The organism is Marinospirillum minutulum DSM 6287 (genome assembly GCF_000422325.1).
Taxonomy (GTDB): Bacteria; Pseudomonadota; Gammaproteobacteria; order Pseudomonadales; family Halomonadaceae; genus Marinospirillum; species Marinospirillum minutulum.
On sequence record NZ_AULO01000008.1, the window covers coordinates 18,886 to 42,926 of the forward strand.

Below are 24,041 nucleotides of genomic sequence, written 5' to 3' on the forward strand. Positions count from 1 at the left end.
GTCTAGTTAATTAACTAGCACACACATCAATTCAAACGCTTGTTTACTATAACCCGTAGTGATAAAAAAAAGCCAGCCCTAAGGCTGGCTTGAATTTGCTGTAAGGCAAAAAAGGCTTAAATTACAGCTCTTTAACCTGATCTCTTAAAACAAACTTCTGAATTTTACCGGTTGAAGTTTTAGGCAATTCGCAGAAAACAACCGTTTTGGGTGTTTTAAATCCGGCCATGTTTTCACGGCAGAAGTCCATAATGTCTTGTTCAGTTACTTTAGAACCTGGTTTTAGGGTAATAAAGGCACAGGGCGTTTCACCCCATTTTTCATCAGGACGTGCCACAACCGCAGCTTCAGAAACATCAGGGTGACGGTAAAGCACATCTTCAACCTCCACTGAAGAAATGTTCTCTCCACCAGAAATAATAATGTCTTTAGAACGGTCTTTAATTTCTACATAAGTATCGGCATGCCAAACAGCCAGGTCACCTGAGCGGAACCAGCCACCTTGGAAAGCTTCTTCCGTAGCACGTGGGTTTTTTAAATAGCCTTTCATTACTAGGTTGCCGCGCATAAAGATTTCACCAAGGGTTTTACCATCTTTAGGCACAGGAACCATGGTTTCAGGGTCGGCAACCATTAGGTCTTCTTGCATGGGTGATTTAACACCTTGGCGAGATTTTAAACGGGCTTTTTCAGTTGGTGTTTTGCTATCCCATTCGCTATGCCAGGCACAAACCACACAAGGACCATAGGTTTCTGTTAAACCATAAACGTGAGTAACCACAAAACCCATAGACTCCATGCCTTCAATTACAGAGGCAGGCGGTGGTGCACCAGCAGTCATTACTTTAACTTCATGGTCAATGCCCGCTTTAAGCGCTTCATCAGCATTGTTCAACATATTCAAAACAATGGGTGCGCCACAGAAGTAGCCCACTTTATTGTCACGAATCGAGTTATAAATGTCATCAGCACGTACATGACGAAGACTCACGCTCGTACCCGCTGTAGCGGCTATTGTCCAAGGGAAACACCAGCCATTGCAGTGGAACATGGGTAGCGTCCACAAATAAACAGGGTGATCGCCCATATCCCAAGAAACGGCATTAGAAACCGCATTCAGGTAAGCGCCACGGTGGTGGTAAACCACACCCTTAGGATTACCTGTGGTACCAGAAGTGTAGTTAAGCGTTATAGCATCCCACTCATCACTTGGTACTTTATAGGCAAAATCTTCATCACCTGTGGCTAAAAAGGCTTCATAGTCCATTTCACCAATTAACTGCCCACCTTCATAAAAAGGGTCATCTATATGAATAATACGTGGACGATTAGCACCCAGCATTTTAATTGCACGTGAAGCAACTTCAGAAAACTCACGGTCTACAAAAATAATTTTTGCTTCGGCATGCTGCAAAATAAAAGAAATGGCTTCAGCATCTAAGCGGGTATTAATAGCATTTAAAACCGCGCCACACATAGGCACACCGAAGTGGGCTTCAAATACAGGCACTATATTAGGCGCAATAAAAGCAACCGTATCACCTTCTGCTATACCAACCTTGTTTAAAGCAGATGCTAAGCGCACACAACGCTTGTAAGTTTCTGCCCAAGTAATTTTCATATCATGGTGAATTTGTGCAACATGATTAGGAAAAATACTGGCCGAACGCTGTAAAAATGAAATTGGCGTTAAAGCAGCAAAGTTTGCTGCATTTTGATTTAGCCCCAGGTTGTAAATGTTAGTGTGCTGCATGTGGTGGCCTCTATTAATAATTATCAGGGTAAAAACGTCATGCTTTTGTAAAAAAATTACATTAAGATATTTAGCCTTAGGCTGCTGCGTAAAAACATACGACTCTTGTCGAATTGCAACTAGCCAAGCAAACGCTCGACTAGTTTTCAATGATGCCAAGAGTTACCCTATTATGCCAACAAATTTAGCTTATAAATTATAAGGAATTATCCATGAGTACCCTAGAAAACCGCCCCTACGACACACTAAGCCTTGGTGATTCAGCAATCTTTGAAAAAACCTTAACCGAAAAAGAGCTGGTGCTTTTTGCAGCCGTATCGGGTGATGTTAACCCTGTTCATCTGGATGCAGACTTTGCCAAAACCACGATGTTTGGTGAACAAATTGCGCATGGCATGTGGTCTGGTTCACTTATTTCTGCTGCTTTAGCAACCACCCTACCAGGACCTGGCACTATTTATATGGGACAAGATTTAAGCTTTCGTCGCCCTGTAAAGCTAGGTGACACTTTAACCGTTCAACTAACTGTAAAAGAAAAAAAGGAAAAGAATGTTGTTATTCTTGACTGCCTAGTAACCAACCAAAAAGATGAGAAAGTAGTTTTAGGTACGGCAACTGTTATTGCCCCAACAGAAAAAGCTATATTAGAAGCACCCACCCTGCCTAAAATTACTATCGGTTAATTACAGCCGTAAAAAGTAAAAACCCCAGTAGAGGCTAGCTTCTACTGGGGTTAAATTTAAAGACGCTAAAGCTTATAGGTCTAGGTCTTTTTTACAGAAGTACCAATCAACACATTCATAGCCTTCGCCTTCACGCGCATCGGCAGCATCAGCATCGGCGGGTGGCGGTACAATCACCTTATCACCTGGCTCCCAACCTTCTGGGGTTGCAACACCGTGTTTGTCTGAGGTTTGTAGCGCTTTAATTAAGCGTAAAAACTCAGGAATTGAACGGCCATTGGTCATGGGGTAATAAACCATCGCACGCAAAATACCTTTATCATCAATGATATAAGTCGAACGTACTGCCGAAGTATCTGATGCACCTGGCTGAATCATGCCGTAAGCATTGGCTACTTTCATCGACAAGTCTTCAATGATTGGGAAAGGAATTTCCACCCCAAATTTTTCTTTAATGTTACGCACCCAAGCAACGTGGGAGTAGTAACTATCAATGGATAGACCCAACAGTTCACAGTTCAATTCTTGGAATTGAGGGTGGTACTTAGCAAAGGCCATAAATTCAGTAGTACAAACAGGCGTAAAGTCAGCAGGGTGAGAAAATAACACCAACCACTTGCCTTTATAGTCAGACAGCTTTTTAACGCCGTAAGTTGTTTTAGCTTCAAAGTCAGGTGCAGGTTGATTCAAACCAGGTAGCACAGGATTAGTTACTTCACTCATGTTGTTTCTCCAATTGATTTGAGGTACTGGTAGCTACCTTAGCACAACACCTAACTAATTTAGAAAACTCTTATTTAATAGGTTTGATAGTTTTTATTAATTAATAACTAAAACCTAGCTTATTCAAGCTAAAAGACTGGTTAGAAGAGTTCTACTTCACCTAAAAGGGTTTTAACTGGCTTGATTAACCCACGGCTAACTAGCTCTTGATAAAACGCAACTTGATTTTTGCCGTTATTTTTAACGTGATAAAGTGCTTGATCTGCCTGATCAAATAGTGGTGTTGCCAAAAGCCCAGTTTGCAGCTGTACTACACCAATACTGACTGTCACCTGCCCTATTTGCGGAAAATCATAGTTTTCTACAGTTTTACGCAGCCGCTCGAAAGCAAACTGGGCGCTTTCTAAGTTTTGACACTGGGCGATAACAACAAACTCTTCGCCACCAAAACGGTAGAGTAGATCGTTGGTGCGAAAACAAGCTTTCATTAGTCGCGCCAGCAAAATAAGCACTTCATCGCCATACACATGACCAAAGGTATCGTTTACTCGCTTAAAGTCATCTATATCAATCACTGCCATCCAATAGCCATTCAAACCAGCTGGAGCTGCGGCACGCCTATCGGCTGGATCAGGGTTTTGCTTTTCTTCTGGAAGTTCTTCACTAATACGCTGAAAGTTTTCTTCAAAGGTTTTTCGGTTTAGCAGACCTGTAAGCTGATCTGTCTGAACATCTTCAATTAATAAGCAGAAGTTACGATAGACATCTAGGAAGCTACGAATTAAGCGTATGTCATCTGCTGATAAAGCAGTAGAGCTATTTAAAACTAGGCAAAGATTCAGATCAAATAAGTCTAGCACTGGAAAAACAGATATTTTTTCACGCTGCCTGGGTGTTGCAGTATTTAAATTTTTTTGATTAAGCGCATTGATGATGAGTGACTCGGTGCTAGCACCTAAAAGTGCAGGGTCATCATCTTGCATTAGATTTTTTTTTGGATCATAACGCATCAAAACTAACGGCTGATTATTGGTATTTAGTTTCACCAAAGACAGAGTATCTGGCTTAAAAAGCTCGTGTAGTGTTTTAAGTAAACTTAACTCCAGCCGCCGTGTATCTTTGAAAGCTGTGATATGAGCAAGGCGCTCCATTAATCGGTAGCTACTGTTCATTAGACAGACTTCCTATGCATCTTTAAAAGGTAATTCAGTATAATTACTAAAACTTACAATAGACAGGGATCTAAAGTTTATTTAAGTTCAACTTAATCTAGCGCAAGATTTATCACTAATATTGGCTTAAAAGCTGTGAATTTAGCTAAACAAGGCCAGTAGCCTGCGCTAGATAAACGGTATTTTAATTTGTAGCTAAAAGTTGCTTGGCTTCTATCAGGGTTAAATAACCCTTCATTTGCGGCGCACAAATGCCTGTTTCTAGGTAGTTGACATTACCTAAACGGGTGGGCTTTTTAACTAGGGTGTGACCACAGGCTACAGCATCGATATTGGCAACTGGGTGATCTAGCTTTTTATGTAGGCGGTTACGCAATACCGTAGTTGTATCCAGCAACTCTCTGGTTATTTCGCCCTGCCATTGCCTTAAGCTATTCCAGTCATCTTTTGGTACTTCTGCATGCACTATACCTAAGCGTTCTTCTTCAAGGCTGACTTCTAGGGCTAGGGGCATTTTGTTTTGAATAAGTTCTACCAGGTCATGCAGTTCTTCTTCCTTGCACAAGGAGGCCCAGCCTCCACCATGTTTTTGCCAAGCTAGGTAGGCTGATTTATTGCCTGCTAGGCTGTATAACATTAGGCGTTCATGGTTGCCTTGCACTGAATAAAACCAAGGTTCGTTTACTAGTTGCAAGCAGTTGTAGGAATCGGGGCCTCGGTTAATTAAATCACCTACGGCCAACAGGCGGTCTTGGGTAAAGTCAAAACTCACCTGCTCTAACGCCTGCATTAATTCTGCATAATAACCATGCAGATCACCTACGACAAAGTCTCGTCCTAAGCTATTGTTAGCTAAGGTTTGTAACACTTGGATCACTTAACTAGCTCCTTCATGGCAGCATCCAAGCCTTCAATGGTAAGAGGGTACATACGTTTTTCCATTAGCTGATTAATCATGCTTATGGACTGGGTGTAACCCCAATATTTTTCAGGCACAGGGTTAAGCCAAACGGTTTTATTCCAGTTGTTTGTGACTCGTTTTAACCACACCTGCCCAGGTTCTTGGTTAAAATGTTCAACACTGCCACCGGCTACAGCAATTTCATAAGGTGACATAGAGGCATCACCCACAAAAATTACTTTGTAATCTGGGCCGTATTTATGAATTAAATCCATGGTTGGAATGCGTTCATTAAAACGGCGGTTGTTGTCTTTCCAAACTGATTCATACAGGCAGTTATGAAAATAGTAGTGCTCTAGGTGCTTAAATTCTGTTCGGCAGGCAGTGAATAGTTCCTCGACCATTTCTATGTGATCATCCATAGAACCACCAACATCAAGCAATAACAAAACCTTAACCGAGTTGTGTTTTTCTCGCACCATTTTTAAATCTAAATAACCGGCGTTACGCGCAGTTGCTTTAATGGTACTGTCTAAATCGAGTTCTTCTGCTGCACCAGTACGGGCAAATTGGCGTAGGCGCTTGAGTGCCACTTGAATATTACGATTACCAAGGCTAAGGGAGTCATCAAAATTTCTAAACTCGCGTTTTTCCCAAACCTTAGCAGCACTACGATTTTTAGATTCTCCCCCTACCCTTATGCCTTCTGGGTGATAGCCTCCATGACCAAAGGGTGAGGTTCCGCCCGTGCCTATCCATTTACTACCACCGGCATGGCGTTCTTTTTGTTCTTCTAGGCGTTTTTTAAACTCTTCCATTAGTTTTTCTAAGCTGCCTAGGCTTTTAATTTTTTTACGATCTTCTTCACTTAAAAACTTTTCAAAGGTTTGCCTTAGCCATTCATCTGGAATCACTTTTTCTAGCAGTTCATCTAGGCTGCCTATGCCTTTAAAATAGCTAGAAAAGGCTAGATCGAAGCGATCATAGTATTTTTCATCTTTAACTAGGCAGGTACGGGCTAAAAGGTAAAAATCATCAATTTCAGCAAAGGCTAAATCGGCTTGCAAACCACGAATTAAATCTAATAGCTCACGCGGTGTAGCGGGCACACCGGCGGCTCTCACTTCTTCAAAAAAATCAATTAGCATAATTAACTATTCTGGCGACGCATCATAAAGGCTAGGCGCTCTAGTAGTCCGGCATCTTGTTCATTTTTAACCAAAGCACCACTTAAAGGCGGCACACTGCTGCTTGCATCTTTGCTAAGGAGCTGATCACGGGCTAGTTCATCGGACATCAATAATTTTATCCAATCCACAAGCTCTGAAGTGCTGGGCTTTTTCTTTAAGCCAGCTATATCACGTAAGTCATAAAAAACGGCTAGTGCTTTTTCTACTAATTCCTGTTGCACATTAGGGAAATGCACATCAACAATTTGCTGCATGGTTTCCCTGTCTGGAAAACGTATGTAGTGGAAGAAGCAACGGCGCAAGAAGGCATCGGGCAGTTCTTTTTCATTATTAGAGGTAATAATAACTAGCGGACGTTGACTCGCTTTTATGGTTTCTTGGGTTTCGTAAACATAGAATTCCATGCGGTCTAGCTCTAATAGCAAGTCATTAGGAAATTCAATATCGGCTTTATCAACTTCATCTATTAGCAATACTGCCTGCTTTTCGCTAGTGAAGGCTTCCCACAGCTTGCCTGGCACTATGTAGTTACTAATGTCGTGTACTTTATCGGTGCCTAGTTGGGAATCACGTAAACGAGATACAGCATCGTATTCATACAAGCCTTGCTGGGCTTTGGTGGTCGACTTTACGTGCCAGGTAATTAACGGCATATCTAAAGCAGCGGCGACTTCTTCGGCTAGTAGTGTTTTACCTGTACCTGGCTCGCCTTTAATGAGTAAGGGGCGCTGTAGGGTGATAGCAGCATTCACAGCTAGCTGAAGTTCTTCAGTGGCAACGTAGTTTTTTGTTCCGGTAAATTTCATGACGCTCTCTTTTTCAAACGAGGGTGGCTTAAAGTCTAAATATGAATTCTTGATTTAAATTCTAGGTAGGGTGTGGCTGTGTCGACTTGTGACTAGCTCACCACTTTCAAAAACAACGAGTTCTCCTGGTTGCATTACATTCCAGGTTTCATCTAGGGTTAGTGGCTCGGTTGCTATTACGCTGACAACATCTTTAGGCGTAGTACAGGCAGCAAAGTCTATTTTTAGTTCCGTATCTTTTAGCTGGGCCGGCCCAAAGGGTGCACGGCGGGTGATGTGGGCAAGTTTGGTTGAGCAGTAGGCATAAAGGTGTTGGCTATCTGAAATAAGCAGATTAAAAACGCCTAACGCCCGTAACTTTTCACAGCAGCTATGAATTAAATGCTCTAGTGCTTCTTGGTTTTCTGGTGGTTGAGGAAAAGCTTTACGAATTTCACCCATCAGCCAACAAAAAGCCCACTCACTGTCTGTTTGACCAGTTGGCTTGTAATAAGTTAAGGGTAAATGATCTTTAAAGTTAGCTAACTGCCCATTATGAGCGTAGCACCAGTGCCGCCCCCACAGTTCTCTTGAAAAGGGATGCGTATTACCTAAGCTAACGCCACCCACATTGGCTTGGCGAATATGGCTAATGACTATGCGGCTTTTAATTGGGTAACTCATTAGCATTTTTGCTACAGGTGAATCTATGGATGGAAAAGGGTCTTTAAATTCCCGATAGCCTTCTTGCTCGTAAAAGGCAACGCCCCATCCATCACGGTGGGGGCCAGTTGCTCCCCCTCGTTGTAAGAATCCTGCCATGCTGAAAGTGATATCGGTAGGTACATTGGCACTCATGCCTAGCAGTTCACACATTCAGCCTAGCCCTTTTTAATAAACCCTTTCCTAAAAAATAATTAACGCTGATCATCTTCACCAAAACCATCTAGCTCATCATCAAAGGAGTCATCTAAGCTTAATAAAGGCTCTGGCTCGTCTTCTTGGGTAGAATTTTGACGTGCTTTACGCTTGTTTATAAAGCTGCGGTACATTAAAAACGCAACCAAGAACAAGAGTATATTAGCGATACCTAAGGAAATGTAAATCCAAGGCATACGTGGGTCATCCCAGCTTTCGATAGGGTCGAAAAGACTAGCTTCCGTTGCTTCACTGGTTGCCGGTACTGCTTCTGAGTCAACCTCTACTAGCGGTTCAGTTTCTACAACAGCTTGTGCTTCTTCTGCTACAGCAGGTGGACCTAAGGGCAAGACAGGTGTAGCAATTACCTGAGGTACAGGGTTAGGAATAACTGCTGGTGCTTCCGCTGTTGGGCTACCTTCTGCATTAAGTATTAAGTCGGGTAATTGAATATTTACGGGGGTTTTATTCTTTTTAGTTTGTACTAGCACTTTAATGGTTTGGGTGATGCTTCTATCTAAAGCTGACAGATCCACTTTCCATTCGCCGTCGCCACGGTATTCAGCGGTTAATGGTGTTCCATTAGCACTAATATCAAAGTTTACTTCAGCAGGCTTTAAGTCTGGGTGCTGGGCACGCAAAATAACCCTTGGGTTACTGCCGTCATCGGGTAGCTGCAAGCTGGCGGCAACTATATCTTGAACATTAAAACTGTGGGTTACTTGGCGTAAGAAAGTACGGCCATCCACCTCTATTTTTAGCATCTGCTCGCCTAGCTGAGGGAACTCACTAAAAGTAAATTGATAGTGGGGTTTATTTCCTGCCAAGGGCATGGCGAACTCACCAAGTAGCTGAGCACCTTTTTGGTTGGTGGCTTTTACATCTAGCAGGGATAAAAACTCACGTCTGTTTATTAACTTACCTTCTTCACTAAACCAAGCTTCTACATTTTGCGGATAACCACGATAAATTGTGGGTGGTAAGCTAGTTGAGTGGAAGCGTATATCTGAGATAACCGTCACTCGGTTATCTGGGTGTTCTGGTGTTTCTATATACCATTCACCAGCGGCTGGTTTTTTTACCGTAATCATGGTGTAGCGATCATTGCCATGCCAGCGCATTGCATCATTAGATGAGGAACGCGCAAAGGCTTCACCAGCAGGGTTATGCAGGGTAACGGAAGCACCTGACCCATGAAACACTAATAGAGTAAATTCATCTATTGTGGGGTCAATTAAGAAGCGATTATCTTGTAAAGGAACTTCTTCACTAGGTACTAGGCGGTTAATTATTTGCAGCAATAGGGGCATTAAGTCTTTAGCTTCATAAGCAATAGCGTGTAAACCACCCGTACGCTGTGCCATGGTTGCCATTAGGTCATGATCGGCTTCGTCTGATAAAGCCAAGGTATGAATGGTATAACCTGCTTTTGCTAACCTAGGAACAATGACTCTAAGCAGGTGGTCGCGGGACTTTTGATTTTCTGCTTCTCGTTGCTCTGCTGTACTCGCTTCTGAGTTATCAATTAAACCATCAGATAAAAGAATAATGTGTTTTTCAGTGGTAGCCTCGGGGCGGTTAGCATCCCAGCTTGAACGCTCGATTGCATTTTCTATATCGGTAAAAAGTGCTACGGAATTTATTTTTTTAGCTAGGTTACGTGCATTATTGCGCCAAGCATCATCAGCATCGCCATGCGGCACTAGCATGTTTACATAAGCACCAAAAGTCCAAATTCCCGCTTTACTTTCTGCTGGCAGTAGGTCGATTAATAAATTAGTGGCAGGAATGCGTAGGTTGTTAGGGTCGGTTCTTTTCATGCTGCCAGATATATCAACCACTAGGCGCACATCAGGCTGTGCTGCAAAAACCTTAGTGACGGGTAACAATCCGGTTATAAGCACTAACAGTAATAGTTTTTGTACAGTCTTGCGTCCAAACATGATTTTCTCCACAACCAATGATCCACCCCTACCCAAGCGAGTGCTTGAAAGTCTAATTACACACTGACTTCAGCAAGATGACGGCCACGCTCTGTTAAGTGCCAACGCAAACCCCAGCTAGAGTTAACTTTGCTTGTTAAACCTTTTGTCATAAGCACATTAAGCGACTTAATAATGTCGTTATCTTCTAGTTCTAACTCTTTTAACAAGCTCTCTTGAGTACGGAAAATATAACGGCCAGTGCCTAAAGCTTTAAGTACTTGTGTAGAAGCTACATCTAAACTGTCGAGCAGTTCTTGTTCTTCATCACGGGCTAATTCCATTTCTGTTTCTGTTTCAATAAGTGGCAAAATGGATTGTTGTAATTGTTTAACCTGTACACGTAAGTCTTCTACACCAGATTTAGCGCTATCGGCTGCTAAGAGTGTACGGTCTAGTTTGTTAGTTACCACTACGCGGGAGGCAATAGCTGCAATTAAACATAAACCGGTATAAATAAGCAGCTGGCCAGGATCGTTCTGACTTTGCGTTACGATACTGCTGCCTACTAGATCTAGCAGTACGGGTACTAAAAATGCAGCGCCCACGCCCACAACAACACTACGTAACATTGCTGTGGTGTCTCGGTTGTTTTGGTTAAGTAGGTAAAAGTTAACCAAGCCACCAAACACACCTGCGACCAGCATAACAAAGGTAAGTACTAAGACGAATCCGACCATAACGCAATTTTCCTATGAGTAACTTAAATAAGGGTTAGTTAGTTTCTGAATCTGCTGCTTCTTTTTGTGCTACTAAATTAAGATGACGTGCTCTTAACCATCCCCAAACCAAAGCAACAGGCCAGACTAAAACAAGGGCTGCAACCAGAGGTGCTGCTTTTGTAAGTGCTTCACTTAAAGGTAAACGTGAAAGCAAGTCAATAACCAGCACAATAAATGCCGGAGCTTTGGCGGTAGCGTCTACAGCTGTAGGCACCAGCAAAATAGCGAGTTGGCTTAAAAGCACACCTACTTTTAGGGTGAAGGGTAGCCAAAACAAAAGTTTCCAGCTTGCCAGCATCAAAAAAGCAGAACTTATAAAGTAGGCCAACCAGCTAAGAACAATGAGATTATCCATAGATGACTATTTCTGCCTTAGGTGATCTTATTTAATTCAATTATAAAGGGTTAATACTAGTGGTGTCGGCAGCAGAAGAAAAGCAGCAAGGTGTAACGTTTTTTTATATCTTTTCTAGTCTATCCACTGAATTATACGTTCTTCTATTGCATCATCTTCTATCGTTTCTTCAGATATCACCTGCCCTCTTATACTAATTCCCAAAGTATACATAGCATCGCTACTGCCTGTTAATAGAGGATGCCATAGGGGTAGTGGCTGATTTTCATTACGTAAACGGTAAGCACAGCTAGATGGTAAAAGTGCATAAACCGCCTGACCCTCTTCACGAATTGACATGCAATCGGGTACGTATTTAATTCTGTCAGCGTAATGTTTGCATCGGCAAGTTTCTAAATCTAATAGCTTACAAGCAACATCCGTATAATAAAGTTGGTCATCTTCCTCATCTTGAAGCTTATGCAAACAACAGCGCCCACACCCATCACACAAGGCTTCCCATTCTGAATTATTTAATTCAGTTAAGGGTAGTTGCCAAAACTTAGAACGCAGCTGAGGTTCAACATTAGCCGCCATTAATAACGTGCCTCGGTAGGTACACGGTAAAGGTCTAACAGGTATTCTTCACGCGGAGGCGGCATTTGCAAATAATAACCTTGGGTCATTAATTGCTTACAGATGGTACTGGCTTCTGCTCTTGCGAGCTTCTTTTCGGGTGTTAGCAAAAAAGTAAATACGGGTTTTGGTTTGCCAAAAAGGGTCATTAGTTCTTCTGGCACTGCTTTTAAACCACGCTTTTTATCTACATAAAGGTACATTTCATCTTTAAGACTACTGAGGTAGACCTCAGTGATAATTTTCACTATTTTTCACCTTCAACTAACAAGTGTTTCATCAGTTCTTCAATGGCTGTGCGTCGCCAGACTGGCCAGTTTTCTGGTACTTCTGGTAACTGTTTTTGAGTTAAGGCTTGTAGCCATTCATCCGTTTGCTTGCGCTTTGCTAGCATTTCTGTAGGTACTTGCAGCTGCTTTGCTAAATCGGTTAAAGCTTTTTTAAGCTGCTTACGAGCTGCCTTGTATTCTGGGGATCTAGGTGAAGACAGGGGCGTAGGTAGTAACGCTTCAGGAATACTTAATGCTTGTTTAATGGCATAAATAACATCTTGACCATGGCGCTTTACCCAACCCAGTGCAATTTCATTAATTTTAGAGAAGTCTTCTTGGCTGAGTGGCTGCTTTTCGGCTAACAGCTGCAACTGTGCTTCACTAGCTACCCGATTACGTGGTTTGTCTAGCTGGCGTGCTTTTTCATCGCGCCAGCTAGCTAGAGCTTGCAACACAGCGAGTTGACGTGCATCTAAACGCCAAGCTTGTTTGCACCGCTGCCAGGCATCTTGTGGGTGGTACTCCATCGCTTCTTCTAGCAGCCAACGGCTTTCTTCATTTAAAATTTCTAACTGACCCTGCTCCTGCAGTTTTTCTTTTAACTTGTGCCAGATAGGTAATAAATATTCTACATCTTGCGCAGCATAAAGCTGTTGTGATTCAGTCAAAGGGCGTTGTAACCAGTCGGAGCGGGTTTCGCCCTTATCTAATAAAATGCCTAGGTATTTTTCTACCATACGCTGGTAACCCATGGCAGAATCACCTTCAACTAGGCTAACCGCTAGTTGGGTATCAACCAAAGGGTTGGGTAAAACGCCTAGCCAATGCTGTAGCATTTCTAAATCTTCTGAACAGCTATGAAAAACTTTTAGCGGGCCAGTTACTAACAGGTTGCGTAGGCATTCTGGGCGACCCAAAGTTAGCACATCTAATAAATAGCTCGCCTTACCATCACCAATTTGCAAAAGTGCTGGGCGAGGAAAAAAGGTATCAGTACGAATAAATTCAGTATCCATGGCTAGCTCATCAAGTGTTTGCCAGCCAGTACATAATGCTTCTAAGTGTTGTAGATCATCAACCCAGATACGGTCAAAACTCATCCGTTGGTTTCCTTAACGGAAGCAAAACCCTGACGGCCCGAAAAAGCGCGTGACAGAGTACCGCCATCCAGATATTCAAGCTCACCACCCAAGGGGATACCCTGAGCAAGGTGAGTCACTTTAATTGGTAAGGAAGATAAAAGCTCAAGTAAATACTGAGCCGTTGTCTCCCCTTCTAAGGTTGGGTTAGTGGCTAAAATAACCTCTTCTACTGGTTGACTGCGTAGCTTTTCAACCAGTTCATCAAAACCCAAATCATCTGGGCCTATGCCTGCCAAGGGTGACAAGTGGCCTAGAAGAACAAAGTAGCGGCCATCATAAACACCGCTTTGCTCTAGTGCCAACATGTCTGCCGGTGTTTCTACCACACACAGCACCTTGTCATTACGCCGCCCACTGGTGCAAATTTTGCACAAGTTTTCTTCTGTGAGGGTGCGACAGCTAGTGCAATGACCCACTTCTTCCATGCTGCGTTGCAATACCTCGGCTAAACGCTTGCCCCCAGCACGGTCTCTTTCTAATAGCTGTAAAGCCATGCGCTGGGCGCTTTTAGGCCCAACACTGGGTAAGCAACGAAGTGCCTGTATAAGCTCTTCTATTAAAGGGCTAAATTGCATGGTGATTAAAAGGGCATCTTAAAGCCAGGGGGTAAATCCATACCACCCGTTAGGCCTGCCATTTTTTCTTTGCTGATTTGCTCGACCTTGCGAACAGCATCATTGACTGCTGCGGCTAGCAAGTCTTCTAAAATTTCTTTGTCTTCTTGCATTAGGCTGTCATCAATTTCGACTTTACGTACATCGTGGCGACCCGTCATGGTAACTTTTATTAAGCCTGCGCCTGACTCACCGACTGCCGTAGCATTAGCTGCTTCTTCTTGCAGCTGCTGCATTTTGCCTTGCATTTCTTGGGCTTGCTTCATTAGTTTGCCCATATCACCCATACCTTTAAACATTCTTAGCCTCTATTTTAAGTTAATGGAGTTTATTTTCTTCTAACCAAGCTGCTGGAACAACACTTTGTACATTTAACTCGACATCAAAAGCTTGTTGCAATACTTGTATATGAGGGTGCTGCTGAAAAGACTCAAGGGTGTTGTTGAGTAGCTGCCCCCGTAATTTCTCTCGACGTATAGAAATATTGTCGAAGGGTAAGGGGTCTCTTGCTTCAAACGTTAATTCTAAATCTGTGTTTAGTAGCTTTTGTAACTGATCTTTTATACTGGCTTTTAAATCTTCATTAATAAAAGCTAAAGCCTGTGCAGGTGCTGCAAAATGTAGGCTGTTTCCTTGCCTTTCTAGCAAACAAAGGTTGCGAACCTGTGTAGCCGCCCAACCTTGTAATTCTAACCGATCAAATAGTTGCAACCAGTCTTCATTATTGTACAGGCTTGTAGCTTGCTCTGGTGAAACAGCTGGAGCGGTTACTGGTGGTGCTACCGCTTGTACCGCAGCTTGCTGAACAGGCGGCGGCTCACTGACCTGCATAGTTGCCTGAGGTTCAGCTACACTTAATTCAGGTGTTATTTTGGGTGCTTCGGTTGTTTTTGGTGCTTTAATTTGTTGCCCCTGAGCAGCTGGTTCAGTACTAGCTAGAGGCTTAGCTTCTGTTAACTTAGCTTCAGGGGCTTGGTTCTTTGGGGTTAGCGGTTGCTCAGGTAGTTCTGGAATACCTTGCGGGCGGAAAGCCAACATACGAAGCAAAGTCATTTCTAACCCAGTGCGTGGGTCGGGCGCTAACGGTAAATCTCTGCGACCTTCTATGGCTAGTTGATAATAAAGCTGTACTTCTTCAGCTGGCAGACTGGCAGCTAACTGAAGGAGCTCTTCTCTATCAAGCTGGTCTTCTGGCAAAGCATCAGGCACTACCTGCGCTAGAGTTAAACGGTGTAAAAGACTAGCCAAATCTTGTAGTACGGCTGCAAAGTCAGGGGCTTGTTCAGCAAGTGTACCAACAACTGCCATTAACTCACTTGGGTTGTGATGCACCAGAGCACGTAATAAACCTAAGAGGTGCTGGTGGTCTAACACACCCAACATGCTAGCAACCTGATCAACCACCAAATTACCCTGCCCAAAAGCAATGGCTTGGTCTGTCAAACTTAGCGCATCTCGCATAGAGCCATCGGCAGCACGGCCTAATAGCCATAAAGAGGCTTCATCAAAGCCAACTTTTTCTTCTGCTAAAAGATAACGCAGGTGCTCAACTACCCGCTCTGCTGGCATGTTTTTTAATTGAAACTGCAAACAGCGCGATAAAACCGTGGCAGGTAATTTTTGTGGGTCGGTAGTAGCTAATAAAAACTTAACATGGGGTGGTGGTTCTTCCAGAGTTTTTAACAGAGCATTAAAACTATGAGTAGAGAGCATGTGCACTTCATCAATTAGGTAGACTTTGAATCGACCTTGAGTCGGTGCATATTGTACGTTATCGAGTAGTTCGCGTGTGTCTTCAACCTTGGTTCGGCTAGCAGCATCCACTTCAATTAAATCGACAAAACGCCCAGTATCTATCGCCTCACAGGTGGAACAAACCCCACAAGGCTCGCTAGTAACACCTGTTTCGCAATTAAGGCACTTGGCCAAAATACGTGCCAAGGTGGTTTTACCAACCCCACGTGTACCGGTAAATAAATAGGCATGGTGTAGACGGTCAGTATCGAGTGCATTAACTAACGCTCGACTAACGTGATCTTGCCCCACCAACTGATGAAAATTTTTCGGGCGCCATTTTCGCGCTAAAACCTGATAACCCATAAGCTTGCTACCGCAGCCGCTGAAAGAAAATTAATTTGCTAAGGATAACATGAAGCAGCAAAGGATAGATAATGCCTAGAGCAACCACTCAACAGGAAGCCAACCAATAACGGTTAGGCTAATACTTCGCCAAAAACTAATGCCAGGTTCTTTGGTCAAAGGTTGTACTGCATCATTGCTAGGATCTACCCAAACTAACTTACCTTTATCTTCTTGAACCTGCCAAGCCGCACCAGCCAAACCTGAATCAAAAGCAGTATGCAGCGCTCCTGCTAGGTATTCACTGTCAATCAGCAAGCCCATTTCTGTATTTAAACGGGCCGAACGTGGATCGAAGTTAAACGAACCCACAAAAATTCGTTTGCCATCTACAGCAAAGGTTTTGGCATGTAAGCTTGCACCAGAAGAACCAAAAGGGCCTAACTTGCTGCTTACTTCGTCGGCGCCTTCTACCTGACGGCGTAGCTCAAAAAGCTCAACACCACCGGCTAGTAGTTTTTTACGACGTTTAGCATAACCAGCATGAACAGCAACCACATCTGTGGCTTCTAAAGAGTTGGTTAACATGCGTAGATTAACGCCCCGCTGTTTAAGCGTGGTAAAGGCTTCAACCCCTTCTTTGCCCGGCACAAAATAGGGTGAAACACCATCAAAGCGCTCCTCTATGTTACCCACCGCTTTAAGTAGGTGACCGCCTAGTAGTTTTTCTCTAGGCAAAGCACCCTGCCCCTTAGCTGGACTGTCGCTTACTAAGGTGGCTTGTGTCCACTCCATGGCTAGGTCGCCAGCAGTAAGCCTAGCTACAACTTCTGTTTGCTCTAGTAGTTCTCGATACTCAGCCATTTGTTTAGTGTGGCTGTAGTAGTCAAGTTTTTTACTAATTAACTCTGGTTGATTGGCTTTTTTAATAACTAAATTTGCAGGGTAAGATGAAGGGCTATTCCAATAATTATCAAAGTCTTGTGAAATGACAGGCACTACCTTACCTGCAACTAGCACATCTAAATCAACAAACAGAGGTGTTTCGCCGGTACTAAAATATTCATCGCCCACATTGCGTCCACCCAAGACACTGACATGACCATCGACAGTGAAGCTTTTGTTGTGCATACGGCGATTTAAACGAAAAAAATCAAAAGTGAAGGAAAGCAGCTTAAAAGTTCGTAAATTAAAAGGGTTCCATAAACGCACTTCAATATTAGGGTGCGCATCTAAGGCAGCAATTTCTGGATCTAAACCTGAAGTACCATGATCATCAAGCAGCAGACGAACCCTAACACCTCGGTCGGCAGCTTGTTTTAATCTGTCTAATAATAAATAACCCGTTAAATCAGCACGCCAAATATAATACTGGGTATCAATAGAAGAGGTTGCAGCATCGGCTAACAACATGCGTGCGGCAAAGGCATCAGCTCCGTTCGACAAAGGCACTACGCCAGTTAAACTAGGGTTTTCTGTCATCATCTGCCTAGTAGCAGTTGCCAGTCGTCCTTCCTCAGCCGGCGGTAAGGCAGTTGAATAGTCGCCCGTATTTTTAGGTAAAGAAAATCCACAACCAGCAATAACTAGGCTTAGTGCAATAAGCAATAAAAAACTACTGGTTAGCACTAAAGGGCGCAAGCCCTTATAAATAAGTTTCATAAACCTTCCAAAAATAACCCCCTCCTTGGGGTTAATTGCTAATTACTTCTTAGCTGCATCCTTAGCAATAATATCTTTCCACTTGGCTGGGCCAAGGGTATGGATAGAATCACCTTTAACATCCACTGCAACCGTGACTGGCATGTCTTCCACATCGAACTCGTAGATAGCTTCCATCCCCAAGTCTTCAAAAGCCAGCACCTTGGCATGTTTAATTGCCTGAGCAACCAAATAAGCTGCACCACCGACTGCCATTAGGTAAACGGCTTGGTTATCACGAATGGCATCTATACCCATAGGGCCGCGTTCAGACTTACCTATCATGCCTAGCAAGCCAGTTTTTTCTAATACGGTACGGGTAAACTTATCCATACGTGTTGCGGTTGTGGGGCCGGCTGGTCCAACAACTTCATCACGCACTGGGTCTACTGGGCCAACGTAGTAGATAAACTTGCCTTTTAAATCAACCGGTAGCTCTTCGCCCTTGTTGATCATATCAACCATGCGCTTATGGGCAGCATCACGACCAGTCAGCATTTTGCCCGAGAGCAAAACCACATCACCGGGTTTTAGGTCTTTAACTTCTTCTCGTGTAACTGTATTTAAGTTAATACGCTTAACATCAGCGCCCGCTTCACGAGTCACTTCTGGCCAGTCTTCTAGCTTGGGTGCTTCTAAAACTGCTGGCCCAGAACCATCTAGGGTGAAGTGAGTGTGGCGAGTTGCTGCACAGTTAGGAATAATTGCAACTGGCTTGTTGGCCGCGTGGGTTGGGTAGTCTTTAACTTTTACATCTAAAACGGTTGTTAAACCACCTAAGCCCTGAGCGCCCACACCTAGCTGGTTAATCTTGTCGAATAATTCTAAACGCAACTCTTCTGGGCGATTGCTTGCGCCACGTTTTTGCAAGTCTTGAATATCAATAGGCTCAAGCAAGGCTTCTTTTGCTAGAAGCATAGCCTTTTCTGCCGTACCACCTATACCTATACCTAGCATACCGGGTGGACACCAGCCCGCACCCATTTTTGGAATTTGCTCTAATACCCAGTCAACCACGCTATCGGAAGGGTTCAACATAGCAAAATGTGACTTGGCTTCAGAACCGCCACCCTTAGCTGCTACGTGTACTTCAACCTTGCTACCAGGAACCAGTTTTACATGAATAATGGCTGGCGTATTGTCTTTGGTATTAGCCCGCTTACCGTCAGGGTCGGCCAATACTGAAGCACGCAAAACGTTGTCGGGTAGCAGGTAAGCTTTACGCACCCCTTCATTAACCATGTCTTCAACGCTCAGGGTAGCGCCATCCCAACGCACATCCATACCCACTTCTAAAAACACCGTAACTATGCCGGTATCTTGGCAGATAGGGCGGTGACCCATAGCGCACATGCGTGAATTAATTAGAATTTGCGCCATAGCATCTTTAGCCGCTGGCGACTCTTCACGCTCATAGGCAGTATTTAGTGATTCAATAAAATCTTTAGGGTGATAATAAGAAATAAATTGCAGAGCATCGGCAACACTCTGAATTAAGTCTTCCTGGCGGATGACGGTCATAAACGCGGTCCTCTTCTTCATCTGATTTTGTTGCGGGCAAGTATAACACCGCCTAGCCAGCAGACCAGCCGCCAAAGGTCGAAAAACTAATTAGGTTATCTTTATAACCCTTATTCCTGTAAGCTTGCGCTTCCCGCCTGTCAACACAGGCTGTTTACGTATTTTTTTCTGTAAGTTACCGAGATTTCTCCCTACATGAGTTTTTCTACTCTGGGTCTAAGCACCCCGATTCTTGATGCTCTTAAAGAGCAGGGTTATACCAACCCAACCCCGATTCAAGCCCAAGCCATCCCAGCCATTATGGCCGGTAAAGATGTCATGGCAGCCGCACAAACAGGCACAGGTAAAACGGCTGGTTTTACCCTGCCCATCTTAGAACGCCTAGCGGCTGGTAAGCCTGCTGGCGCGAATCAAGCGCGCGCATTAATTTTAACGCCAACCCGCGAACTTGCTGCTCAGGTAGCTGAAAGTGTTGCCACCTATAGTAAAGGCATGAAGTTAAGTTCGACGGTGGTGTTTGGTGGCGTAAAAATTAATCCACAAATGATGAAGCTGCGCCGTGGCGTTGATATTTTAGTTGCCACCCCAGGCCGTTTAATGGATTTATATAACCAAAACGCTGTTAAATTTTCTAATCTAGAAGTGCTGGTGCTGGATGAAGCCGACCGTATGCTAGATATGGGCTTTATTCATGACATTAAAAAGATTTTAAAAATTCTGCCGCCTAAACGCCAAAACCTACTCTTTTCAGCAACTTTTTCTAACGACATTCGTAAGCTTGCCCGAGGCTTAGTCAACAACCCTGTTGAAATTTCGGTTAGCCCGCCAAATGCTGCTGCGCCAAGCGTAGAACAAAAGGTTTATAAGGTTGAAAAAGCACAGAAACCTGCCTTATTAGTGCAGCTAATTAAAGACAACAACTGGTTTCAGGTATTAGTGTTTACTAAAACCAAGCACGGTGCCAATAAGCTAACCCAACAAATTGAAGCCTCTGGCTTTAAAGCAGCGGCCATTCATGGCAATAAAAGCCAAGGTGCTAGAACTAAAGCTTTAGCCGGTTTTAAAGATGGCAGCATACAAATTTTAGTGGCAACCGATATAGCTGCACGGGGTTTAGATATAGACCAACTGCCGCAAGTGGTGAACTATGAATTACCCAATGTGGCAGAGGACTATGTGCACCGCATAGGTCGTACTGGTCGTGCTGGTTCTACGGGTCATGCTATTTCTTTAGTGGCTGAAGAAGAAGTTAAACTATTGCGTGGTATTGAGCGTTTAATCAAAAAAACTTTGGAAGTCGCAAGCCTACCCGATTTCAAACCACTTGCTAAAATGCCTGCTCGAAGCAAGTCAAATGCACAGCCTAAGCCGCCTGCAGGACGTAAACCCCTTGCGAGAAAACCCAAACCCAAAAACCCAACAGCTAGAAAGCCTGCTACAAAAGCTGACAATTAAGTGCTAAACAGGGATACTTCTGCCATATAAGGATTTATTGGAGCGGCTATGCAAGAGAAAAGGCAACGACCCAGCCTTTTATTGACTGACGGTAACTACCTACTTTATGGCGATTGGACCACTGCTTATTTAAAACAGTGGCTCGATCTCCAGCCTTCGCTTGCTGCACGCCCAAAAGAACTTCAGCTAATAACAAAAGCCATGGATACCAACGGTGCTATGGCTTTTTTACATATTTTTGGTGACCAACCCAGTCACTGGCCTAAAGGGCTAACAGCAACACAGAAGCAACTCTTAGATTTAGTACTAAAAGAACGTGAAACCACCATTCCAGAACCCGCAAGACTTAACTGGTTAGCCGATATAGGTTTTCGCGTTAGTCAATTTAGCGGTCATGGGGCGCAGCTTTTAAGCTTTATAGGTCAACTTTTTACTGCCCTTTACACCCTGCTATGCAACCCCCGTCAATTCAAATTCAAACTATTCTTAGATGTTATTCAGCGTGACGGCTTGCATGCCGTACCCATTATTGCCTTACTTGCTTTTTTATTAGGGGCCGTTGTCGCTTGGCAGGGTGGTTTACAGTTAAAAACCTACGGTGCCAATGTCTTTATTGTTGAGTTAGTGGCACTCACACATTTACGAGAGCTAGGGCCTTTAATTACCGCAATTTTAGTGGCTGGCCGCTCAGGTTCAGCCTATGCAGCCCAACTAGCCACCATGAATATTAATCAAGAAATTTTAGCCTTACGCAGCTTGGGGCAAAATCCTTTTGATTGGCTCATTTTACCCAAACTTCTTGGCTTAGTAATTGCCCTCCCTTTATTAACACTACTGGCCGATTTAGCTGGCTTACTGGGTGGTAGCCTGGTTGCCCACCTGCAACTAGAAATTAGCCCAACTCTTTTCTGGCAAAGGCTTAGCAAAGAAGTCAGTATTAGCCACTTTTTTATTGGCATGATTAAAGCGCCTGTTTTTGCCATTATTATTGTTAGTGTTGGTTGTATGCAGGGCATGTTAGCCAGAGGCGGTGCAGATGCTGTTGGTGTAAGAACCACTCGAAGCGTTGTACAGGCAATTTTTTTAGTCATTATTATTGATGCTATTTTCTCCGTTATCTTCAGTGATGCAGGCTGGTAACATGCACACAGCTAAAACACCCCTTGTTGAGCTTAAAAATATAACCACCCAGTTTGGTAGTCAGTTAGTCCACCAGAACTTAAACCTAACCATTGAAAGGGGCGAGCGCTTGGCACTGGTGGGCGGTAGTGGTAGTGGTAAATCGGTATTGTTAAGCGAAGTGGCACTTCTAAAGACTCCACAAGCTGGTAGCGTAACTTTATTTGGTCAAGCCACTGCGCAGCTTTCAACCACCAAGCTAATTCAATTAAGAAAAAAAATGGGCATTATGTTTCAACAGGGTGCTATGTTTACCAGCTTAAACCTGCTTGAAAACATTATGTTGCCCCTACGTGAGCATCAGCGCCTACCCGAACAGTTCTTAAAAGAATTAGCCCTACTAAAAATAAAACTAGTAGGCTTACCTGCAAGCGCAGCTACCAAGCTACCACAAGAGCTGAGTGGTGGTATGCTTAAACGTGCGGCGGTTGCACGTGCCCTAGCCCTAGACCCTAACCTACTTTTGTTAGATGAACCCACCGCCGGTTTAGACCCAGCAAGTGCCAGTGCCTTTGATGACCTGCTCTTAGAATTACATGCCACCCTAGACCTAACACTTATTCTAGTAACTCACGACTTAGATTCTTTATGGCGCGTGAGTAATCAAGTCGCCTTTTTAGGTGAAAAGCAAGTACTCTGTAAAGCCCCTATGGAGGAATTAACCATGCATAGCCATCCAGCAATAAAGCATTATTTTGCTAACACTCGTGCTGCTGGAGCGCGTACTCGTGGCACAGGAGCTAACCAAGGATGAACCCCAAAATTAATTACACCCTAGTGGGTGGTTTTGTTGTTGTATTGCTATTAAGCGGACTGTTTTTTATTGGTTTTATGACTCGAGATAGCCGTAATCTAGACAGGGTTCCCTATATCACCTACTTCTATGATTCGGTTTCTGGCTTAAATGAACGGGCAGCCGTTAAGTACCGTGGTGTACCTATAGGTTATGTAGAAAAAATTAGCCTAGTGAATGATCCAGATGAAAGAGTGCGCTTATCGCTACGTTTAGATAACGACCTCCCCATACGCAGCAATACTTTTGCAACCCTACAATTCCAAGGTATAACCGGCCTATTATTTGTTGAGCTTCAAAGTAGTGACACCTTGGGCGAACGCTTGGTGACCAGTGAAAAAGAGCCAGCCGTTATTGTAAGTCAAAGCTCTCGCCTTGTTGAAATCACCGAAAAAGTTGATGACGCACTACAAAACTTTAATCAATTAACCAACTCACTTCAGCAGCTAAGTGATCAGCTAGGCGTATTAACCAATCAAACCATGCAGCAACAAATTAGCAGCCTACTCACTTCTATAGAGCAACTAAGCCTAACCGCTGAAGCGCGGATTAGCGCATTTGACCCAACCGTGTTTAATCAGCTCGCTAGTGATTTTTCATCCAATACAGAAAAACTCCAGCAGAGTTTAACTCGTGAGATGCAGCTAATGAGCGAGCAGCTACAAAACCTAAGTGAAGATACCCAAGCCAGTACCAGACTGCTAAGCCCTTTGCTTTTACAAGCTGAAAGCTTAGCAGAGCAGCTTCGATTAGAACGCAATACTTGGATACGTGGTAATCATACTCAACCCGCTGGCCCTGGCGAGTAAAGGAGACAAAATGCGTATTTTATTACCCCTAATATTAACTAGTCTTTTATTAATGGGTTGTGCTGACAGCTTATTAGTGCCCGACCCTAAAGCTGCACCACAGCAATGGCTACTCAAAGGGCTGCCTAGCCCACCAGCAGAATTAACTAGCAAACAAGCCAGCCTAGGTATTTTTTTAGCTGTTGAGCGCCCAACAGCACCAGCCCCCTTGCGAGGTAGAGAAATTTGGTACCGTAGCCAGCAACACCAGCTTTCACCCTTTGCAATGCAAATTTGGGCAGAGAGTTTAGACCAACAAATTCAGCAACGTATCAGTAACTTTTTAGGGCAACAACCTTGGCTGGAAACCAGCCTGCCCGACCAACCCGGCTACCGTTCCGCCTACCGCTTACGCATTACCCTACAAGAATGGTATTTAAATACAGCTAAACAGCAGCTAGATATAGCAATTCAAATTAATCTACTCGACTCAGCTGGAACCAGCCTTTTGCAACACCAGTGGATTGCTCAACCCCCAGTAGCGGAATTAACAACAGCAGCCATGCTAGAAACTAGCCAAGTGTGGTTAGAAGCCTGGGCAATAGAAGTCAGTGATTTATTATCTAAGCAGCTAAGAACTCCATGATACAAATCAAAGGCTTCCAAAGTTGCTGAGTATAATTATCATTTACCAAAAT

General features: G+C 43.7%; 24 protein-coding genes. 6 read left to right on the forward strand and 18 right to left on the reverse strand.

The window, feature by feature from the left end:
• Window positions 1-121: 121 nt before the first annotated feature.
• A complete protein-coding gene (locus H571_RS0100150) occupies window positions 122-1,753 on the reverse strand; it encodes an acyl-CoA synthetase (RefSeq protein WP_027847533.1) in 1,632 nt (543 codons plus the stop codon).
• 212 nt (window positions 1,754-1,965) lie between these two features.
• On the opposite strand from H571_RS0100150, the gene H571_RS0100155 reads away from it, so the two are divergent.
• Window positions 1,966-2,436, forward strand: coding sequence for a MaoC/PaaZ C-terminal domain-containing protein (locus H571_RS0100155; RefSeq protein WP_027847534.1), 471 nt, complete (start codon window positions 1,966-1,968; stop codon window positions 2,434-2,436).
• 72 nt (window positions 2,437-2,508) lie between these two features.
• Here H571_RS0100155 and H571_RS0100160 read toward each other — a convergent pair whose 3' ends face one another.
• The 17 genes from H571_RS0100160 to H571_RS0100240 form a co-directional block, all read right to left on the reverse strand.
• Window positions 2,509-3,159 (reverse strand): peroxiredoxin, encoded by a 651-nt coding sequence (locus H571_RS0100160; protein WP_027847535.1) that lies wholly within the window; start codon window positions 3,157-3,159, stop codon window positions 2,509-2,511.
• 140 nt (window positions 3,160-3,299) lie between these two features.
• Window positions 3,300-4,331 (reverse strand): GGDEF domain-containing protein, encoded by a 1,032-nt coding sequence (locus tag H571_RS0100165; protein ID WP_027847536.1) that lies wholly within the window; start codon window positions 4,329-4,331, stop codon window positions 3,300-3,302.
• A 184-nt stretch (window positions 4,332-4,515) separates the two neighbouring features.
• Window positions 4,516-5,208: a metallophosphoesterase gene (locus H571_RS0100170; protein WP_051168021.1), complete on the reverse strand. Its 693-nt coding sequence runs from the start codon at window positions 5,206-5,208 to the stop codon at window positions 4,516-4,518.
• Window positions 5,205-6,380, reverse strand: coding sequence for a vWA domain-containing protein (locus H571_RS0100175; protein WP_027847538.1), 1,176 nt, complete (start codon window positions 6,378-6,380; stop codon window positions 5,205-5,207). Before H571_RS0100175 ends, H571_RS0100170 begins: the two co-directional genes overlap by 4 nt.
• Window positions 6,381-6,382: 2 nt before the next feature.
• Entirely contained in the window at window positions 6,383-7,228 is an 846-nt protein-coding gene (locus H571_RS0100180) for an AAA family ATPase (RefSeq protein WP_027847539.1), read from the reverse strand.
• A 54-nt stretch (window positions 7,229-7,282) separates the two neighbouring features.
• Window positions 7,283-8,083, reverse strand: a complete 801-nt coding sequence (locus H571_RS0100185; protein WP_027847540.1) for a class II glutamine amidotransferase — start codon at window positions 8,081-8,083, stop codon at window positions 7,283-7,285.
• A 41-nt stretch (window positions 8,084-8,124) separates the two neighbouring features.
• On the reverse strand, window positions 8,125-10,068 hold the full coding sequence (locus H571_RS0100190) for a VWA domain-containing protein (RefSeq protein ID WP_027847541.1): 1,944 nt from the start codon (window positions 10,066-10,068) through the stop codon (window positions 8,125-8,127).
• Window positions 10,069-10,124: 56 nt separating this feature from the next.
• Window positions 10,125-10,787 (reverse strand): YEATS-associated helix-containing protein, encoded by a 663-nt coding sequence (locus tag H571_RS0100195; RefSeq protein WP_027847542.1) that lies wholly within the window; start codon window positions 10,785-10,787, stop codon window positions 10,125-10,127.
• Window positions 10,788-10,821: 34 nt separating this feature from the next.
• Window positions 10,822-11,184, reverse strand: a complete 363-nt coding sequence (locus tag H571_RS0100200; RefSeq protein WP_027847543.1) for a hypothetical protein — start codon at window positions 11,182-11,184, stop codon at window positions 10,822-10,824.
• Window positions 11,185-11,298: 114 nt separating this feature from the next.
• Window positions 11,299-11,760, reverse strand: a complete 462-nt coding sequence (locus tag H571_RS0100205; RefSeq protein ID WP_036216998.1) for a YcgN family cysteine cluster protein — start codon at window positions 11,758-11,760, stop codon at window positions 11,299-11,301.
• A complete protein-coding gene (locus H571_RS0100210) occupies window positions 11,760-12,047 on the reverse strand; it encodes a YcgL domain-containing protein (protein WP_342664321.1) in 288 nt (95 codons plus the stop codon). Before H571_RS0100210 ends, H571_RS0100205 begins: the two co-directional genes overlap by 1 nt.
• A complete protein-coding gene (gene rnd, locus H571_RS13635) occupies window positions 12,047-13,171 on the reverse strand; it encodes a ribonuclease D (protein ID WP_051168022.1) in 1,125 nt (374 codons plus the stop codon). The genes H571_RS0100210 and rnd overlap by 1 nt, the downstream gene beginning before the upstream one ends.
• On the reverse strand, window positions 13,168-13,788 hold the full coding sequence (recR, locus tag H571_RS0100220) for a recombination mediator RecR (RefSeq protein WP_027847546.1): 621 nt from the start codon (window positions 13,786-13,788) through the stop codon (window positions 13,168-13,170). The genes rnd and recR overlap by 4 nt, the downstream gene beginning before the upstream one ends.
• A gap of 5 nt (window positions 13,789-13,793) precedes the next feature.
• Window positions 13,794-14,126: a YbaB/EbfC family nucleoid-associated protein gene (locus H571_RS0100225; RefSeq protein WP_027847547.1), complete on the reverse strand. Its 333-nt coding sequence runs from the start codon at window positions 14,124-14,126 to the stop codon at window positions 13,794-13,796.
• Between the two features lie 19 nt (window positions 14,127-14,145).
• The gene (dnaX, locus tag H571_RS0100230; protein WP_027847548.1) at window positions 14,146-15,927 is read right to left on the reverse strand and encodes a DNA polymerase III subunit gamma/tau; all 1,782 of its coding nucleotides are present in this window, start codon (window positions 15,925-15,927) and stop codon (window positions 14,146-14,148) included.
• A gap of 75 nt (window positions 15,928-16,002) precedes the next feature.
• Window positions 16,003-17,568 carry a phospholipase D family protein gene (locus H571_RS0100235; RefSeq protein ID WP_051168023.1) on the reverse strand — a complete coding sequence of 522 codons (1,566 nt, stop codon included), beginning with the start codon at window positions 17,566-17,568 and terminating at the stop codon, window positions 16,003-16,005.
• 42 nt (window positions 17,569-17,610) lie between these two features.
• Window positions 17,611-19,128, reverse strand: a complete 1,518-nt coding sequence (locus tag H571_RS0100240) for a fumarate hydratase (RefSeq protein WP_027847550.1) — start codon at window positions 19,126-19,128, stop codon at window positions 17,611-17,613.
• A gap of 195 nt (window positions 19,129-19,323) precedes the next feature.
• Here H571_RS0100240 and H571_RS13640 point away from each other — a divergent pair, with 195 nt between their 5' ends.
• Genes H571_RS13640 through H571_RS0100265 form a run of 5 tightly spaced genes read left to right on the forward strand, consistent with a single transcriptional unit; the run spans window position 19,324 to window position 23,989 of the window.
• A complete protein-coding gene (locus H571_RS13640; protein WP_051168024.1) occupies window positions 19,324-20,583 on the forward strand; it encodes a DEAD/DEAH box helicase in 1,260 nt (419 codons plus the stop codon).
• Window positions 20,584-20,631: 48 nt separating this feature from the next.
• The gene (locus tag H571_RS0100250) at window positions 20,632-21,723 is read left to right on the forward strand and encodes an MlaE family ABC transporter permease (protein ID WP_027847551.1); all 1,092 of its coding nucleotides are present in this window, start codon (window positions 20,632-20,634) and stop codon (window positions 21,721-21,723) included.
• A gap of 1 nt (window position 21,724) precedes the next feature.
• Window positions 21,725-22,516: an ABC transporter ATP-binding protein gene (locus tag H571_RS13645; RefSeq protein WP_036217001.1), complete on the forward strand. Its 792-nt coding sequence runs from the start codon at window positions 21,725-21,727 to the stop codon at window positions 22,514-22,516.
• Window positions 22,513-23,364, forward strand: a complete 852-nt coding sequence (locus tag H571_RS15350) for an MlaD family protein (protein WP_027847552.1) — start codon at window positions 22,513-22,515, stop codon at window positions 23,362-23,364. The genes H571_RS13645 and H571_RS15350 overlap by 4 nt, the downstream gene beginning before the upstream one ends.
• Before the next feature lie 10 nt (window positions 23,365-23,374).
• Window positions 23,375-23,989: an ABC-type transport auxiliary lipoprotein family protein gene (locus H571_RS0100265; protein ID WP_027847553.1), complete on the forward strand. Its 615-nt coding sequence runs from the start codon at window positions 23,375-23,377 to the stop codon at window positions 23,987-23,989.
• Window positions 23,990-24,041 lie beyond the last annotated feature (52 nt).